The following is a 16,964-nucleotide window of genomic DNA, read 5'->3' as shown; positions in this document are numbered from 1 at the left end:
CAAAAGTGCTGGCACTGCTGTTAGGTTGTTAACGTGCGCAGTAGGTTTTTATAGTCTTCGCGGATATCGGCATCGGTTTCGCTCAGTTCGGCAATTTTACGGCACGCGTGCAGCACTGTCGTATGATCCCTGCCACCAAAGGCATCGCCAATTTCAGGCAAACTATGGTTGGTGATCTCTTTAGCCAGCGCCATGGCGACTTGGCGTGGACGCGCGACTGAGCGTGAGCGGCGTTTAGATAGGATATCGGAAATTTTAATTTTATAATATTCAGCCACAGTGCGTTGAATATTATCAATGCTGATCAGTTTGTCTTGTAGAGCCAACAAGTCTTTTAATGACTCGCGAATCAAATCAACGGTGATGGGCTCATTGGTAAAGTGAGAGTGGGCAATTACCCGTTTCAAGGCCCCTTCCAGCTCGCGCACGTTAGAGCGAATGCGTTGGGCAATAAAGAACGCGCAATCATGCGACAGTTGCACCCTGCTCTGCTCGGCTTTCTTCATTAAAATAGCGACACGGGTTTCCAGTTCAGGTGGCTCGACACCAACCGTCAAACCCCAGCCAAAGCGCGATTTTAGGCGCTCTTCAAGGCCGTCAATTTCTTTAGGAAAGCGGTCGCTGGTGAGAATGACTTGCTGGTTACCTTCAAGCAGTGCGTTAAAGGTATGAAAAAACTCTTCCTGTGAGCGCTCTTTTTTAGCAAAAAACTGAATGTCATCAATCAGCAGCGCATCGACTGAGCGGTAATAGTTTTTAAACTCGTTAATGGCGTTATTTTGCAGGGCGCGCACCATATCGGCAACAAAACGCTCAGAGTGCAAATAAATCACTTTAGCGTTTGGGTTTTTCTGTAGTAAATGATTACCAACAGCATGCATTAAGTGTGTTTTACCTAGACCCACGCCACCATACAAAAATAACGGATTGTAACCATGCTTTGGGTTGTCGGCGACTTGCCAAGCTGCAGCACGGGCTAGTTGGTTTGACTTACCCTCAACGAAGCTGTCAAAGGTGAAAGAGCGATTCAGCGCGCTGACATGCTTAATAGCACCTTTAACAGGCGCAGCAGGTGCAGTGCGCTCTACGCTGACATTAGGCACCACTGTGTGGTTGCTAGTATGCGTCACCGCTGCGCTTGGGTTTTGTGTGAACGTAGGTTGTGCTTGCATGGCTGCTGCTGCAACCGGTGCTAGCGTAGGCGCATGTACAGGGTTGCTTGGTACGGTGGCAGGCGCAGTGCTATTACTGCTGGTGCGTGATTTTGCTTTACTGCCAATCTGCAGGGAGATTGGCGGTGCATTGCCATTATTGCGCTCAGCCATCAGCTCGAGCAAACGATTAATATATTTATCGTTGACCCAGTCTAATACAAAGCGATTAGGTGCAAAAATATGCAGCTCGTCACCCACCGCTTCAACTTGTAATGGACGGATCCAGGTGTTGAAATGCTGGGCAGGCAGCTCATCGCGTAAAAAATCGACAGACTGTAGCCAAAGTTCGACAGACACAGAGATCCCTCAAGTAAAACATAAATATTACGATCTGCTATTGTAGCCGTCAGAGGTAAAGTTATCCACAGGCATAGTAAAATAGCACACAGTTATTAAGCGATAAACGCAGCGCTGACAGCTGCTGTGCGAGATGCAATAAACCTAAGTAGAGTGATGCATATGATAACACTGGGAGAGTTGACTGCTTGGCTGCTGGTTGCGCTGGTCATCGCCTGGATCTGGCGTGGACACGGTGTGCGTGAACGTGCTTTGGCGTTCGTACGCCAGCATTGTGATAACGAAAAAGTACAATTACTGGATGGTAATGTAGCATTTAAAGGTTGGCGGTTAATGCCTGACGGCAAGGGTCAAAAACGCTTAGCACGGCTGTATGGCTTTGAGTTTACGGTGACCAGTCAAGAACGCCTTAATGGTACTGTGGCAATGTTTGGTCGATATTTAGGGCGGGTTGAGTTGCAGGCTTACCCTGTGCCAAATGGTCAACAGGAGGATTGTGTTGTAGATACACAAAAGTCCAGTTATGCGCCAAATCATAATGTTGTTGAGTTGCGCCATTGGCAAGGCAGTAAAAAGAGCGACGCCGAACACTAAAAACGACTTTGTGTCAGAACAAGGTCAGTGTCACTGCGCTGTTAAAGTGAAATCAATACGCTTAAGCCATTCTGCTTCTTTCTGAAAGTCTGCCAGAGTCAGCGGGTTATTATCCAGCCAGTGTTCTGGAAACTGAATATGCAGGCTATTTGGCTGAGCCGTTAACTGTAGATCGGGTACTTCTTGGCTGCCGCGAATATGGTACAAAAGAATCGCAAAGCGCAATAAAATACATAAATGCAACAGTTGCTGTCCGTCCTCGCCGAATTCTGCAAAGCGCTCTTTAGGGATATTGCGCCGATGGCCACGCACCAATAAAGCTAGCATTTGTTGATCTTGACGTGAAAAACCAGACAAATCCGAATGCTCGACTAAATAGGCACCATGCTTATGGTAGTGATAATGCGCAATGTCTAAACCGACTTCGTGCACGCGGGCGGCCCAGCTTAAGATATCAGCATGCCATTCTTCTTTAAGTTGCCACGCATCAGCCACTTGCTCCAAGGCTTCTAGCGCTTTACATTCAACTTTTTGTGCATGCTCAAGGTCAACATGGCTACGCTCCATTAATGCATGAATTGAACGCTCACGAACATCTTCATGCTGATGACGGCCGAGTAGATCGTAAAGCACACCCTCACGTAAAGCGCTGTCACAGGGGGTCATCTGCTCAAGACTTAAAGCATCAAAAATAGCCTCCATTATCGCTAAACCGGCAGGCAAAATAGCGCTACGTTCGGCTTTAACACCGGCAATATCAATATTGTTAATATCACCAGCCTCAATCACGGATTGCTTTAGCCACGCCAGTCCAGGGCTGTTAATCTCACCATTGCTTAAGCCTGCGGCTGCCAATGCTTGGCCAATTGAGCGGATGGTGCCTGAGGCACCAACAGTATCTTGCCAGCCCAAACGGCGTAAACTTTGCTCCAGCTCCATCAGTTCAAGGCGTGCTGCTGTATAGGCTTGTGCATAACGTGCAGGGGTCACTTTACCGTCTTTAAAGAAGCGTTGAGTAAAGCCAACGCAACCCATTTGTAAGCTGCCGCGCAATTGTGATTCAAATTGTTGGCCAATAATAAACTCAGTACTGCCCCCGCCGATATCGACAACGAGACGTTTGCCCGGTGTGTCAGCCAAGGTATGTGAGACGCCAAGGTAAATTAATCGGGCTTCTTCACGGCCTGAAATGACGTCAATATCGTGCCCTAAAATCTGCTCTGCACGCTGAATAAATACTCGCCTATTGTGCGCAACACGCAACGAACTGGTGCCCACAATGCGCACTGCGCCTTGCGGTAAGTCATTGATTAATTGGGCAAAACGGCGCAGGCAGTCAAGTCCGCGCTCGATGGCATCATCTTGTAACTGCAAGTCTGCGCTGATACCCGCAGCCAGCTGAACTTTCTCACCGATACGCTCAAGAATACGAATTTCTCGTTGATCTGTTTTGGCCAGTACCATATGGAAGCTATTGGATCCCAAATCAATGGCAGCGATGATCGGAAAGTGTTTAGGAGCAGAGTTGGGCATGCAACTATTCCAAAGAAATAATTGAGCTATCGTGCCATGTTGCAGCAGATTCGCCAATGTAAAAAAAGCTGAACACGATGAAGAGATAAAAAAATATCACAGCGATCCACTCGGTTACTTTCGTTAAGTGCTCAGTCAGGCTATGATTATCGGTACTTTAATTTGTATCCGCCTTTTCGGAGAGGTTTCATGAGCGATCACATTACCAATATTAGCGATTCAAGTTTTGATCAAGATGTATTGCAGGCAGACATACCTGTACTGGTTGACTACTGGGCGGAGTGGTGTGGTCCTTGCAAAATGATTGCTCCCGTTTTAGAGGACGTAGCGACTGAATTTGCTGGCAAAGTAAAAATTTGCAAATTAAACATTGATGATAACCAAGCAACACCACCTAAATATGGTGTGCGCGGTATTCCTACTTTAATGCTATTTAAAAACGGCAACGTAGAAGCAACTAAAGTGGGTGCACTATCTAAAAGCCAATTGGTTGCGTTTTTAGAAAGCCACATCTAATTACAGCGGCAAATGCTCAATTAAACCATGATCTAGTGTGCATATTGTTAATGTGCACACTAGACTCGCGTCTTTGCAAGTGGTAGATTCCATTTCTGTAACGCTTAAGCCGTTATACGTCTGCATGCCGTCGCCGATATCTTATGCGGCTCTGAACAAACAACCGACTGTTCTCCTCGCGGTACGCCTCTCAAGCTAAGAGCTTGCTCATTCCTTCTAAATTATATCATCGTCATTCCCTATGAATCTGACCGAACTAAAACAAAAACCCGTTGCTGAATTGCTAGAAATGGCTGAACAAATGGGCCTAGATAACATGGCCCGTTCGCGTAAGCAGGACATTATTTTTTCACTCCTCAAGCGTCATGCGCGTGGTGGTGAAGAGATTTCTGGTGATGGCGTTCTGGAAATATTACAAGATGGTTTTGGCTTTCTGCGCTCTGCAGACTCGTCATACCTTGCTGGCCCGGATGATATTTATGTATCACCCAGCCAAATTCGCCGCTTTAACTTAAGAACCGGCGATACCATTACGGGCAAGATACGTCCGCCAAAAGATGGCGAACGTTATTTTGCATTGCTGAAAGTGGATGGCATCAACTTTGATCGTCCAGAAAATGCCCGCAATAAAATTCTTTTTGAAAACCTCACACCGCTGTTTCCGACCAAGCGTCTTACCATGGAAATCGGTAATGGCTCGACTGAAGACTTGACTGGTCGTGTGATTGATTTAGCTGCGCCGATTGGTAAAGGCCAGCGTGGTTTGATTGTGGCACCGCCCAAAGCCGGTAAAACCATCATGCTGCAAAACATTGCCTCTAACATTACCCGTAACAATCCCGAGTGCCATCTTATCGTTTTGCTGATTGATGAGCGCCCTGAAGAAGTCACGGAAATGCAGCGTACCGTGCGCGGTGAAGTGGTTGCCTCAACCTTTGATGAGCCACCGACACGTCACGTACAAGTGGCTGAAATGGTTATCGAAAAAGCCAAACGTTTGGTTGAGCATAAAAAAGATGTAGTGATTTTGCTCGATTCCATTACCCGCTTAGCCCGCGCGTATAACACTGTGATTCCAAGCTCTGGCAAGGTACTGACCGGTGGTGTCGATGCCCATGCACTGGAAAAACCTAAGCGCTTCTTTGGTGCGGCACGTAACATCGAAGAAGGTGGCTCACTGACCATTATCGCAACTGCTCTAGTTGAGACCGGTTCGAAAATGGATGAAGTGATTTACGAAGAGTTTAAAGGTACCGGTAATATGGAGTTGCAGCTTGAGCGCCGTATTGCTGAAAAACGCGTGTTCCCAGCGATCAACATTAACCGCTCGGGTACCCGTCGTGAAGAACTATTAACCAGCGAAGATGAACTGCAGCGCATGTGGATTTTGCGCAAACTGCTGCATCCTATGGATGAAAGCGCAGCCATCGAGTTTTTGCTTGATAAGCTCAAAGACACAAAAACCAATGAAGAGTTTTTCATGTCAATGAAGCGCAGCAAATAACCCTCGTTTAGTATCTAAAGCCATGCATGGGTGTGTGATAGCAGTATCCGCCCCCGTGCAGCGCTTAATCTGCTACGGATACCCTCATGCAATATTCTGATCTCCGAGATTTCATCAGCGGCCTTGAGCAGCGTGGTGAACTGAAGCGCATTCAAGTCCCCGTCTCCCCTGTTTTAGAAATGACAGAAATTTGCGACCGCACCTTGCGCAAAGGTGGGCCTGCCTTGTTATTTGAAAATCCGACGGGTTTTTCTATGCCAGTACTGGGCAACCTGTTTGGGACGCCTGAGCGTGTGGCTTTAGGTATGGGTGCTGAAAGCACAACAGAGCTGCGTGAGATTGGTAAATTGCTGGCTGCCCTGAAAGAGCCTGAACCACCCAAAGGCTTTAAGGATGCATGGAATAAGCTGCCAATGTTCAAGAAAGTCTTGGCCATGGCGCCTAAAGTACGTAAAGACGGTGCCTGCCAAGAAGTGGTTATTGAAGGTGAGGATGTCGATTTGACCGCCTTGTCGATTCAAACCTGTTGGCCGGGTGATGTCGCGCCTTTAATTACCTGGGGCTTAACCATCACCAAAGGGCCGAATAAAGAGCGGCAGAATCTTGGTATTTATCGCCAGCAAGTGCTGGGCCGCAATAAAGTTATTATGCGCTGGCTCAGTCACCGTGGTGGTGCGTTAGATTTTCGCGATTGGTGCAAAAAATATCCGGGACGCCCCTACCCTGTGGCGGTGGCTTTGGGTGCTGATCCTGCCACAATTTTGGGCGCGGTAACTCCAGTCCCTGACACCCTGTCTGAATACGCTTTTGCTGGTTTGCTGCGTGGTTCACGCACTGAGTTGGTTAAAGCGATTGGCAGTGATTTACACGTCCCCGCATCGGCAGAAATCATTTTAGAGGGGCATATTTACCCCGGTGAAATGGCCGATGAAGGCCCTTATGGTGACCATACCGGTTACTACAACGAGGTTGATAGCTTTCCGGTGTTTACCGTAGAGCGCATCACGCGTCGTAAAGATGCGATTTATCACAGTACTTACACCGGCCGACCACCGGATGAGCCGGCAATTTTAGGTGTGGCGCTCAACGAAGTGTTTGTGCCTATTTTGCAAAAGCAGTTTCCGGAAATTGTTGATTTTTACCTGCCTCCGGAAGGCTGTTCCTACCGCATGGCAGTGGTCACCATTAAGAAACAATACCCAGGTCACGCCAAACGCGTGATGCTCGGTGTTTGGAGTTTCTTACGCCAGTTTATGTACACCAAATTCGTGATCGTCACCGATGATGACGTCAACGCGCGGGATTGGAACGATGTAATTTGGGCGATTACCACACGTATGGATCCAACCCGCGACACGGTATTGATTGATAATACACCGATCGATTATTTGGACTTTGCCTCTCCAGTGTCCGGTTTAGGCAGTAAAATGGGCCTAGATGCAACCAATAAATGGCCTGGTGAGACCTCGCGTGAGTGGGGTCGTGTTATTGAGCAAGATCCAGCGGTAAAAGAGCGTGTGGATGCGCTGTGGTCTGAGCTTGGTATTGACTAACGCGCTTGAGTGAGTGCTGTGTTGTACAAACAAAGGAAACAGTTTACGCATGAAAGTGATGTTGCAGCCCTCAGGGCATGTTATTGAGTTGTTGCCCAGAGAAAAGATTATCGATGCGGTGGAACGCTTGGGCATTGATGCGCCGCGAAGCTGTCGCAATGCCAATTGCCACCTTTGTGCTGCCAATTTGATCAGCGGCAAAGTCCGGCAAGGTGACGATATCTTTGAGTCTGGTGAGTTATTTACTTGCCTGGCTGAACCCTTATCTGACTGCGAAGTGCACTGGGATGAGGTATTAGATCCGAATGATCTGCCATTGTGTAAAGTCACCTGTCAATTGGTTAGTGTCACGCCATTGGGTGCTGATGTGTTTTCTGTACGCCTACGTCTGCCGGAAGCTAAGGTGGTGCGTTACCATGCTGGTCAATATCTATTGATTGAGCGTGACAATGGTGAATCCAGTGCTTTTTCTATTGCCTCTGCGCCGCAACAAGGGCGAGAACTTGAGCTGCATATTTTAGCCCGTGATAACGCTGCAGTAGCGTTACTCAAGCAGTTGCAAAAAGAGCGCATTGCCCGCGTGCAAATGCCCTTTGGTGATGTGCATTTAGCTGGTGCGGATGAGCGTCCTTTGTTGTTAATTGCGGCCGGTACAGGTATGGCGCAGATGCACAGCTTGATCGAGCATTGCCGCGCTACCGAGTTTAGTCAGCCGATTCATGTGTATTGGGGCGCGCGGATTGCTGAGGATTTCTACACGCTAAAGAACTTGCCGGCTTGGCAAGCGATGAGTTATCTGCATTTTCATCAGATTGTCAGCGAAGATAGCGGCTGGAAGGGCCGTGTTGGCATGCTGTATGAAGCTGTCTGTCACGATATCCAGAATTTAAGTGATTACCGTGTCATTGCCAGCGGCTCTCCCGCTATGATCTATGGAACATTTGATGCTTTAGTTGCCGCAGGTATGCAGCCTGAGCAAATGCATGCGGATGTGTTTGCTTATGCGCCACGTCCAGAGTAATTACTAAGCAGACGCGGTAGATAAGTTTATTTAGAGTCGCATAACAGACTCGCAAGCAGTATCTCTGGTTAATGAGTACGGCATGCTGGTTCGTTGCTGTGCTGTGTGTAAGTCTTATGTATGGCGTACTTCGGGGTGGGTGTTAGTCCGTCGATGAACCCATCCAGGGTTCAACTCCGGCGCTGCGCCGTCCCTGGCTCCGCTCGTCACCCCCACCCCGAAGCACGCATCAACCATCGGCGCTGTCAGCATGCTTGATATAAGGCTCATCTGTTTTAACAAGTCTTTATATTTTGGTTTGAGGTATTGCAGTTACTATTACACTGCGAGTTATAAGTCGGATTTCTAAGCAGCAAGTATGAGTCTTATCTCTGCATGGCTGAGCTTTTAGAAGATTAGCAAACCCTACCGATGATTAACGAGCAGTGTGCGGGTGACGTGGCAAGCGAAGCCATGGATGGCGCAGCGCCCGAATCGAGCCGGGATGGCTCGTTGAGGGAAGAACGGCACTTGCACACTGCGGCACACGCATAATGTCTGAGGCTTTTTACGTCTTTAGCTCACTGACTGTGGCGTAAGCCGTACTCCGGGGCAGGTGTTTATCCGTCGATGAACCCATCCAGGGTTCAACTCCGGCGCTCGCCATCCCTGGCTCGCTTATCACACCAACCCCGAAGTACTCGTTAATCAACGGCGCTGTCAGCATGTTCGATATAAGGCTCGTCTGTTTCAGCAAGTTTTATACTCAAGCTATAAAAATAAGACCTGCGCAAATCTAGTCAACAACACAAATGATCAACGCGTGCTGTGCTGGGTCTGTGGCAAGCGAAGCCATGGATGGCGAAGCGCCCGAACCGAGCCCCGGATGGGCTCGTTGAGGGATTAACAGACTTAGCACAGTACGCATGACATACAAGTCATAAGTGAGTAGTTGTTTCTGCTAGCGGGATTTATTTACGTTTTATATTGAAGCCTGGCTCGGCTCGTAGAGGGATTAACAGACTTAGCACAGTACGCATAACACACGGGTCCTAAGCCAGCAGCACCCATTTACGCTCGACATTCAGATCAGACTGGATTCGTTGTGGGGTAAACAAGTACGTATGACATACAAATCATACTGCTTACTGACAGGCTAGCTGCTCTTTGGCCAACAACGCCCGTTTACGTTCGACCCCCCAGCGATAACCCGAAATTCCACCATCAGAGCGTAAAATACGGTGGCAAGGAATGACTAAAGCTAACGGATTAGCAGCGCAGGCATTGGCCACTGCGCGCACCGCTTTTGGTTTGTGCAAACGCTCGGCGACATCGCTATAGCTGAGCGTCTGCCCCACTGGAATCGTCTGTAAAACCGCCCAAACACTTTTCTGAAAGTCGCTACCTTGGATATCCAGGGGGAAATCTAAGGGTGTTTGTGGTGTATCTAAAAAATCAGTTACTTTTTTTAAGTAGGGCGCCAGCGCTTGATCATTTTGCATGAGCTGCGCGTTGGGTTGGCGTTGTTGTAAATCAGCCACTAATTCAGCTGGAGAGTCACCCAGTAAAATAGTGCAGACGCCCTGCTTGCTCCGTGCAATAAGAATAGCGGCAAAAGCCGTTTCAGCCGAAGAAAACTCAATAACAGCTGTGGATAATTTGGACATACAGCCCCCTAACATAGGTTGACCACGTTGGTTCGGTGGATGCAGCGTGTGCTTTAAACAATACCCCAAAAACCGCTAGGATACGCTCAATCTTCTGCTGGTCAGGCGTCTGATTTTGCCGCTGCCATACCTTCAGCCGCCAGTCTGTTTGAAGACAAGCAGCGCTTTACACAATAAGTGGTCGCCTAAAAGATAGTATTATAATTTTTGTTTTTAACGTTTACTCGAATGAGGTTAAGGGCATTATTGCTAAACTACGCCGATACAATTGCAGCTGTGCTGACTGGCCGGCTTGCGGACGGCAATGCTCAAACTATTTATGCGCCCATCTGCGTACGCCCTGCCCTGACACTGCAGGTAATTATTCAGCTTTTTCTTAAATGGTATTGTCAGTTGATGGCTGCTAATAAAGAACTGAAATACATTGAGCGACTACCGACGTTACTGCGGACTGAAATTTTGCGCGTGTTATTACGTGATCCTCAACCCTCAAGAACAGAATAAATAAAGGTGATTAAATGATACCTATAACTCGGCCTGCAGCAGTCAGCGCATCACTAGCGCATTGGCACAGGATGGTAGAGCAAGGTGACTTGTTTGAATTGTCCAAGATTTTACATAAGGATGTGGTGTTTCGTTCACCTGTCGCGCATACCCCCTACCCTGGTGCGCCTGTTGTCGCATTGATTTTAAATTCAGTTGCACAGGTGTTTACTGAATTTACTTATCATCGAGAGTTGAGCAGCGATGATGGTCTTAGTGTGGTGTTGGAGTTCAGTGCGTGCGTGAAGGGTAAGCAGCTAAAAGGCATCGACATGATTCGTTTCGATGAGACAGGTAAAATTATTGAGTTTGAAGTGATGATTCGTCCGTTAAATGCCTTGCAGCTCTTAGCAGATGAAATGGCACGCTGCCTAGCCGCCTATTTACCTCAAAAATAAGCGCCTGCAGCCCTGCTGCTGCCAAGTCATTGCTGATTACGCTAAAATACACAGCAATGGCTTAAACCCAGCTAGGTTTAAGCGGTTTTATACTGACAGGGTTGAGACTGCTATGCTTGAGAAACCAACACCCCCCGAAGATTATGAATGCTGCGAAAGCGGTTGTTCACCCTGCGTGTGGGATACCTATTATGATGAGATGCAATTGTGGCAGGCTGAACAAACAGCCTTGAAAAATAAGGCTAAAGAGGAAACAGAAAACGCTAAGTAGCATCTCGCCTCAGTGCTAAGGAGATTGTTATGGCAACCGGTTGGGCGCATGATGGCGCCGTGCAAGAGCAAATTGATAGCACCATTGACGATGCCGTCCAACGCGCGCGTCAGCAGTTGCCGCAAGGGCCAAGTGCTGAGTATTGCCAAAACTGTGATGAGCCGATACCCGAAGGACGCAGACAGGCGATTGCAGGTGTACAACTGTGTATCGCCTGTCAAACCTTAGAAGATCAACAAGCAAGTCATAGTGGTTATAACCGTCGAGCCAGTAAAGACAGTCAGTTGCGCTGATTTTTTGTAGGCATTTGCTGATTATTTTGTCGTTGATTTGCCTGTCAATACTGTAGCCAAAATCACTCCTATATGTATTGCAGTAGAGCGTAAAAATAGCCTGTTTTGCTATAGTTTTTCCCCATATAAAAGGACTAGAATCTGCGCAGATTTTCATCTGCTCGCTGGGGACTCAAATGACAACTGTCTTACTGGTTTTAGCGTTTTTGGGCTTTGTATCAATTGTTGCAGAAGACTTCACTAAAATTGATAAAGCCAAAACCACCCTGTTCTTTGGCACGCTAGTATGGGTGCTCTACTTTATTGCCCCACCCAATGATTTAACCCCGCCACAGCTGATGCATTCTCTGAATGAGAACCTCTTGGAAATTGCCACGCTGTGGTTATTTTTAATGGCGGCGATGACCTTTGTCGCCTATGTATCGCACAAAGGCGTGATTGATGGCATCGTCAACAAAGTCATGCCCACGCAGATGAGTGAGCGGCACTTGATGTTGATCACCGGATTGTTTGCCTTTGTCTTTTCATCCATGGCCGACAATATTACAGCGACCTTGGTGTGCATAACGGTGCTGCTGAGTTTGAACTTAAGCACTGATAAGCTGCTGCGCTATCTGGTGTTAGTGGTGTTTGCAGTTAACTCCGGTGGTGCTGCGTTAATCACCGGTGACGTTACCACGCTGATGATCTTTTTAGCCGATAAAGTAAAAATCGCCCACCTTGTGCTGCTAAGCCTGCCCGCTTTATTTGCGGTACTGTTCTTGGCCTTTATTCTCTCGCGCTCGCTGACAGCTGATGTGGTTTTAGTGAAGCGTGATATTACAATCAGCTTGGGCGATAAAATTATCGCAGGCCTATTTTTAGCCACGATTATCGGCACGATTGGCGCTAACGTAGCCTTTGCTATTCCACCTGTTCTCTCCTTCTTGTTTGGCTTAGCTGTGATGTTTATGGCTGTGCATTTCTTGAATAAAGACGAGCCGGTGCTGGAGTACATTCGTAAAATTGAGTTTGATACCTTGGTTTTTTTCTTAGGTGTGTTGCTGCTGGTCGGTATGCTTAAAGAGCTGCAGGTACTGGAGCACTTCCCTACTCTTTATGAAAAACTCCCCATTATGGCGGCCAATTATTTTGTTGGCTTATTTTCAGCGTTAATTGATAACGTGCCATTGACGGCTGCTCTGCTCAAATCAGGCATTGAAATGAATGAGGGGCAATGGCTGACCTTGACCTATTCCGTCGGTGTTGGTGGTTCCTTATTAGCCATTGGTTCTGCCGCTGGGGTGGTAGCAATGAGTAAAGTGTCGGCACTGACCTTTATTGCTTACTTGCGCTATTTTGGCTACTTACTGCTCGCCTATAGTGTGGGTTTTCTTGGCGTAGTGGTGATCAGTTACTTCTTATAAGTGTTCTGCAGCAAAAACAGCCAGTCTAACTAAAGTGATTCCATAAAATTGGGTGCTTTAAATAGGCTGGTTTTTTTATCTCTTAATCTGCGATTGTGAAGAATTGTTAAGGAGCCATTAATCGCTGGGATTATGTTTGCTGAATTAATAAACTCTTGAGTACAAAAAATCTCGCGTGCCACAGAGTGCGTGCTGAATAATAAGATCAGGAGTTTTTATGAGTGGTCCACAGGCAAGCGCAACAGCGATAACCTTACATGCAGCTGACGGCTATCCCATCAGTGCACGCCTGTATGCTGCAACTGGAACAGCCCAGCAAGGGCAGTTGATTGTGGCGGGTGCAACCGGTGTGGGTCAGCAGTTTTATCGACGTTTCGCTGAATATGCCAGCGCTCAAGGCTTTAATGTCTTGACCTTGGATTATCGCGGCGTGGGCCAGTCAGCACCCAAACAACTGAAAGGCTTTAAGATGGCCTTTGAAGATTGGGCGCAGTTGGACCTGGCCGCTGCGGTCGAGTATATGCACCGCGACGATGCACCGTTATTTTTGGTGGGCCACTCATATGGTGGGCATGCGCTGGGCATGTTGCCCAATCACCACAAGGTGAGCCGCTGCTATACCCTGGGCACGGGTGCGGGTTGGCATGGCTGGATGCCGCAGCCTGAGCGTTTAAAAGTACAGTTTATGTGGAATTTGGTGTTTCCACCGTTAGTGGCTTGGAAAGGCTATTTACCGTGGAAAATGCTGGGTATGGGCGCAGATATGCCGCGTGATGTTTATCGGCAATGGAAGCGCTGGTGCAGTATGCCGCACTATTTCTTTGATGATCCGTTAGTGCGAGAAGCAAAAAAGGCGCAGTTCGCACAGATTCGTACCCCGATTACTGCGGCCGTCGCGCTGGATGATCTATGGGCGTTACCCGCCTCACGCGATGCCTTTATGCAGTATTACAGCAGTGCGCCAGTCATTCTGCGTGACATTGATCCGCGTGCATTGAATCTTAAAATGGGCGCGATTGGCCATATGGGCTACTTTCGTCCTGCCGCGCAGCCGCTATGGGATCAGATATTGGCGTGGTTTGTCGAGCCGCTTCCTGCAGAGTCAATGAGCCTAACTGCGAGCCTGTCTACCTCTTAGCCTGAGCTGAAGACCGCTCAACAGTAAAGATTGGGCGCATTGTGCTGCGTTGTTTGCACTGTAAATCGCTTAAACAGTTCACACCAGAGACTTTGCCACTTAAGCTGTGCACCTTTTGTTATGTACAGCAGTTAAATGCATGAGTGCGGAGTTGATATGAACGACAGTTTTACCGTGGTTTTAAATAGTTATTACACCTTAATTGCTGCCACAGTAGTGTTGCTGGTGGGGCGTATTTTGGTTAAGCGAGTGCGTGTATTAAATAATTTCCATATACCCGAGCCCGTTGTTGGCGGCCTGATTGCTGCTTTATTGATTCTCGCTGTGCATCAGTTTAATGGTTTTTCGATTCAAATCGAAAAAGGCTTACAAGATGGTTTTATGCTGATGTTTTTCGCTTCAATTGGCCTCAGTGCTGACTTTCGTAAGCTTCGAAGCGGGGGTTGGCCACTGGTTTTATTTACCACTGTAGTCACAGGCTTTATTGTTATACAGAACCTAGTGGGGGTCAGTCTTGCTACGCTCTTTGGCTTAAAACCTTTTACTGGATTACTGACCGGGTCGGTCACCTTGGTTGGTGGCCATGGTACGGCAGCAGGCTGGGGGCAGATTTTTAAAACAGACTTTGGTATCGAAGGCGCGGTTGCCTTAGGTATGGCTTGTGCAACCTTTGGCTTGGTTTGCGGTGGGTTGATTGGCGGACCGGTGGCACGACGCCTGATGAAAAAAGTGCAAATACCTGAGCAACTTGTAGGTGCTCGACCAGAGATTGCTTTTGAGCGGCCGCAGCAGCAGCGCTTAATCACCCCAGACAGCGCGATTGAAACCTTGGCGTTGTTTGCCGTGTGCTTGGCCAGTGCCTCGTACTTATCGAGTTTAATGGCGCAGCACTTCAGTGACTCAACTTTTGTTATCCCTACCTTTGTGTGGGCATTGGCCGCGGGTGTAGTGGTGCGTAATGTGCTTTCTCGTGTGTTTAAAATGAATATTTTTGATCGCTGTGTGGATTTGTTCGGCAATGTGTCGCTGTCATTGTTTTTAGCCATGGCATTGCTCAGCTTAGAGCTGTGGGTGATCAAAGATTTAGCCGTGCCGTTGGTGATTATTTTAAGCGTGCAAGCTTTACTGTTGGCGCTGTTTGCGATTTTTGTAGTATTTCGTGTGATGGGTAAAGACTATGATGCAGCGGTGTTGGCGGGCGGGTTTTGTGGCTTCGGTATGGGTGCAACACCCACCGCTGTAGCAAATATGCAGGCAATCACTGATCGTTTTGGTGCGTCCCATAAAGCCTTTTTGATTGTGCCGATGGTGGGTGCATTTTTTGTCGATATTATTAACGCAACCATTCTATCTGCTATTACCTCATTGTCGTTTTTAAATTAATGCAGGAGGCTGTCGGAACACGGAATGTCAGCCATTCAGCAAAACTGAACGGCTGACAATGCTGTTACATACCATTAGCAAATTCTGGGTTACTCATATCCACTGCCGCACGTACCGTTTGCAGCGCAGCGGCGTAGTGACCGAGGACACCGAGCGCATAGTCAATTCGCGGTCTTAAGCGCGCATCATTGTCATCAATGATTGGGCCTGGGTGCAGCATATCGTTGGCTTGGCGCACGATAATATGCTCAGGGATATAGCATAGACGGTTGTTTTTATAGCTGGAACTGCGCAGCTCGCTAATCGGGTAAGCACCACCCACGCCAGATGACACTGAGACTAACAAGCCCGGCTTGTGTGACAGCTCCGTTGCTCCTGCAAAAACAAAGAAATTTTTCAGGGCAGGGCTGGCCATGCCGTGCCATTCTGGGCTGATCACAACCACCGCGTCGGCCGCTTGCAAGCGTGCAGCATACTCATGCCAGAGACCGTCATTGCGTTCTGGCCATAAAGGTAAAGGGCTGGTGCCTAAATCAATCAAGGAGCAGCGATTATCGTCGCTGAGTTGTAGATCAACCAGACGCTGGCGCAGGTATTCACCGACCCGTGCCGACTCACTTTGTGGGCGGCCAGAGCCAGATATAACAACGTAATTAAGCATTGCAGCCTCTCCCAGAAGCATTGAATAGATGTTTACTGTAGCCTGAAACATAGTCTGTGTGGCGCACTTGCTACTTTTCTACGATGCGGATTTGTGAGTCAGCCCTGTATAGGTGACAGGCCAAGCTATGGTGTGATGTTGATTATGTTTTAAAAAACTCACCAGGTGTGCTACCAAAATGCTCACCAAAGGCAGCAATAAAAGCCGATATTGATTCATAGCCACAGGCCAAAGCCACCTCAGTCACAGTGTGTTTTTGTTCGAGTAAGGGCAGGGCGTTGAGGAGGCGTAGGCGCTGGCGCCAGAGACGAAACGTTAGCCCGGTTTGCTGAACAAACAGGCGGCTTAAGGTTTTTTCCGAGACATGCAAACGCTGCGCCCACTGACTTAAGGTATCGCTGGTATCTGGATGTTTTTGCAGTTGCGCGACAATTTTTAGCAAACGCTTATCAGTAGGCAAGGGCAGCATCAAACCCATATCTGGTGCATGGGTCAGTTGATCCAGCAAGACCGCGGCTAAGCGCCCCTCCGCGCTGCCCTCATCGTACTCAACAGGCAGTTCACCAAAGGCGCGAATCAGCTCTTTAAGTAGTGGGCTGACCTCGACCACGCGGCAGGTAGCTGGAGCGTCGGCCAGCACTTTATTATCGATATATAAGCTGCGGATTTGTGTGTGCAGCGAGCACTGTACGCGGTGTTTAATCCCTGCAGGAATCCATACCGCACGTTGCGGCGGCGCAATAAAGCGACCTTGGGCCGTTTGCACCTCGAGCACGCCGCTAATCGCATAAGAAAACTGCACCCAAGGGTGGCTGTGGCGGTAGCCGATGACTTTATTAGGCAAGGCTTCAGTTTGGCCATAAATGGGTCGAGGTAGGTGCTTTAAATCACTGAGACGTTGCTCAAGGGTGCTGTGCATGTCCGTTGATCGATACTCTTTGGCTGATTGGCGTTAGCCGGATTATTGCATATCCAGTAGAGTCAGCGCATATT

16 protein-coding genes are annotated in these 16,964 nt (G+C 48.2%); 11 read left to right on the top strand and 5 right to left on the bottom strand.

Annotated features, from left to right (window positions below; translation table 11 throughout):
- Positions 1-20: 20 nt before the first annotated feature.
- Positions 21-1,511, bottom strand: coding sequence for a chromosomal replication initiator protein DnaA (dnaA, locus tag FXF61_RS13290; protein WP_151185707.1), 1,491 nt, complete (start codon positions 1,509-1,511; stop codon positions 21-23).
- A gap of 162 nt (positions 1,512-1,673) precedes the next feature.
- On the opposite strand from dnaA, the gene FXF61_RS13285 reads away from it, so the two are divergent.
- On the top strand, positions 1,674-2,105 hold the full coding sequence (locus tag FXF61_RS13285) for a DUF3301 domain-containing protein (RefSeq protein WP_178087316.1): 432 nt from the start codon (positions 1,674-1,676) through the stop codon (positions 2,103-2,105).
- Positions 2,106-2,135: 30 nt separating this feature from the next.
- On the opposite strand, the gene ppx is transcribed toward FXF61_RS13285, so the two are convergent.
- Positions 2,136-3,638, bottom strand: a complete 1,503-nt coding sequence (gene ppx, locus FXF61_RS13280) for an exopolyphosphatase (protein ID WP_151185705.1) — start codon at positions 3,636-3,638, stop codon at positions 2,136-2,138.
- Positions 3,639-3,827: 189 nt separating this feature from the next.
- On the opposite strand from ppx, the gene trxA reads away from it, so the two are divergent.
- The 4 genes from trxA to FXF61_RS13260 all read left to right on the top strand — a co-directional run bounded on the left by trxA (position 3,828) and on the right by FXF61_RS13260 (position 8,232).
- On the top strand, positions 3,828-4,154 hold the full coding sequence (gene trxA / locus FXF61_RS13275; protein WP_151185704.1) for a thioredoxin TrxA: 327 nt from the start codon (positions 3,828-3,830) through the stop codon (positions 4,152-4,154).
- 241 nt (positions 4,155-4,395) lie between these two features.
- The gene (gene rho / locus FXF61_RS13270) at positions 4,396-5,658 is read left to right on the top strand and encodes a transcription termination factor Rho (protein WP_151185703.1); all 1,263 of its coding nucleotides are present in this window, start codon (positions 4,396-4,398) and stop codon (positions 5,656-5,658) included.
- An 86-nt stretch (positions 5,659-5,744) separates the two neighbouring features.
- Positions 5,745-7,211 (top strand): 4-hydroxy-3-polyprenylbenzoate decarboxylase, encoded by a 1,467-nt coding sequence (gene ubiD / locus FXF61_RS13265; RefSeq protein WP_151185702.1) that lies wholly within the window; start codon positions 5,745-5,747, stop codon positions 7,209-7,211.
- A gap of 49 nt (positions 7,212-7,260) precedes the next feature.
- Positions 7,261-8,232 (top strand): 2Fe-2S iron-sulfur cluster-binding protein, encoded by a 972-nt coding sequence (locus FXF61_RS13260; RefSeq protein ID WP_151185701.1) that lies wholly within the window; start codon positions 7,261-7,263, stop codon positions 8,230-8,232.
- Between the two features lie 1,124 nt (positions 8,233-9,356).
- On the opposite strand, the gene FXF61_RS13255 is transcribed toward FXF61_RS13260, so the two are convergent.
- Complete coding sequence (locus FXF61_RS13255) at positions 9,357-9,878, bottom strand: methylated-DNA--[protein]-cysteine S-methyltransferase (protein ID WP_178087315.1); 522 nt, start codon at positions 9,876-9,878, stop codon at positions 9,357-9,359.
- Positions 9,879-10,396: 518 nt separating this feature from the next.
- Between FXF61_RS13255 and FXF61_RS13250 the strand changes: the two genes are divergently transcribed.
- The 6 genes from FXF61_RS13250 to gltS all read left to right on the top strand — a co-directional run bounded on the left by FXF61_RS13250 (position 10,397) and on the right by gltS (position 15,310).
- Positions 10,397-10,819 (top strand): nuclear transport factor 2 family protein, encoded by a 423-nt coding sequence (locus FXF61_RS13250; protein WP_151185699.1) that lies wholly within the window; start codon positions 10,397-10,399, stop codon positions 10,817-10,819.
- A 112-nt stretch (positions 10,820-10,931) separates the two neighbouring features.
- The gene (locus tag FXF61_RS15345; RefSeq protein ID WP_151185698.1) at positions 10,932-11,090 is read left to right on the top strand and encodes an oxidoreductase-like domain-containing protein; all 159 of its coding nucleotides are present in this window, start codon (positions 10,932-10,934) and stop codon (positions 11,088-11,090) included.
- Between the two features lie 29 nt (positions 11,091-11,119).
- Positions 11,120-11,383 (top strand): DksA/TraR family C4-type zinc finger protein, encoded by a 264-nt coding sequence (locus FXF61_RS13240; RefSeq protein ID WP_151185697.1) that lies wholly within the window; start codon positions 11,120-11,122, stop codon positions 11,381-11,383.
- Positions 11,384-11,559: 176 nt separating this feature from the next.
- Complete coding sequence (gene nhaD / locus FXF61_RS13235; RefSeq protein WP_151185696.1) at positions 11,560-12,789, top strand: sodium:proton antiporter NhaD; 1,230 nt, start codon at positions 11,560-11,562, stop codon at positions 12,787-12,789.
- A 217-nt stretch (positions 12,790-13,006) separates the two neighbouring features.
- Complete coding sequence (locus FXF61_RS13230) at positions 13,007-13,927, top strand: alpha/beta fold hydrolase (protein WP_151185695.1); 921 nt, start codon at positions 13,007-13,009, stop codon at positions 13,925-13,927.
- Between the two features lie 156 nt (positions 13,928-14,083).
- Positions 14,084-15,310: a sodium/glutamate symporter gene (gene gltS, locus FXF61_RS13225; RefSeq protein WP_151185694.1), complete on the top strand. Its 1,227-nt coding sequence runs from the start codon at positions 14,084-14,086 to the stop codon at positions 15,308-15,310.
- A gap of 64 nt (positions 15,311-15,374) precedes the next feature.
- Here gltS and FXF61_RS13220 read toward each other — a convergent pair whose 3' ends face one another.
- Positions 15,375-15,971, bottom strand: a complete 597-nt coding sequence (locus FXF61_RS13220; RefSeq protein WP_151185693.1) for an NADPH-dependent FMN reductase — start codon at positions 15,969-15,971, stop codon at positions 15,375-15,377.
- Between the two features lie 142 nt (positions 15,972-16,113).
- On the bottom strand, positions 16,114-16,890 hold the full coding sequence (locus tag FXF61_RS13215) for a helix-turn-helix domain-containing protein (protein WP_151185692.1): 777 nt from the start codon (positions 16,888-16,890) through the stop codon (positions 16,114-16,116).
- Between the last annotated feature and the right edge of the window lie 74 nt (positions 16,891-16,964).

This window comes from Pseudomonas sp. C27(2019) (assembly GCF_008807395.1).
Taxonomy (GTDB): domain Bacteria; phylum Pseudomonadota; class Gammaproteobacteria; order Pseudomonadales; family Pseudomonadaceae; genus Denitrificimonas.
The sequence above is the reverse complement of the archived record's forward strand: the minus strand, read 5'-3'. Positions and strand labels throughout refer to the sequence as shown.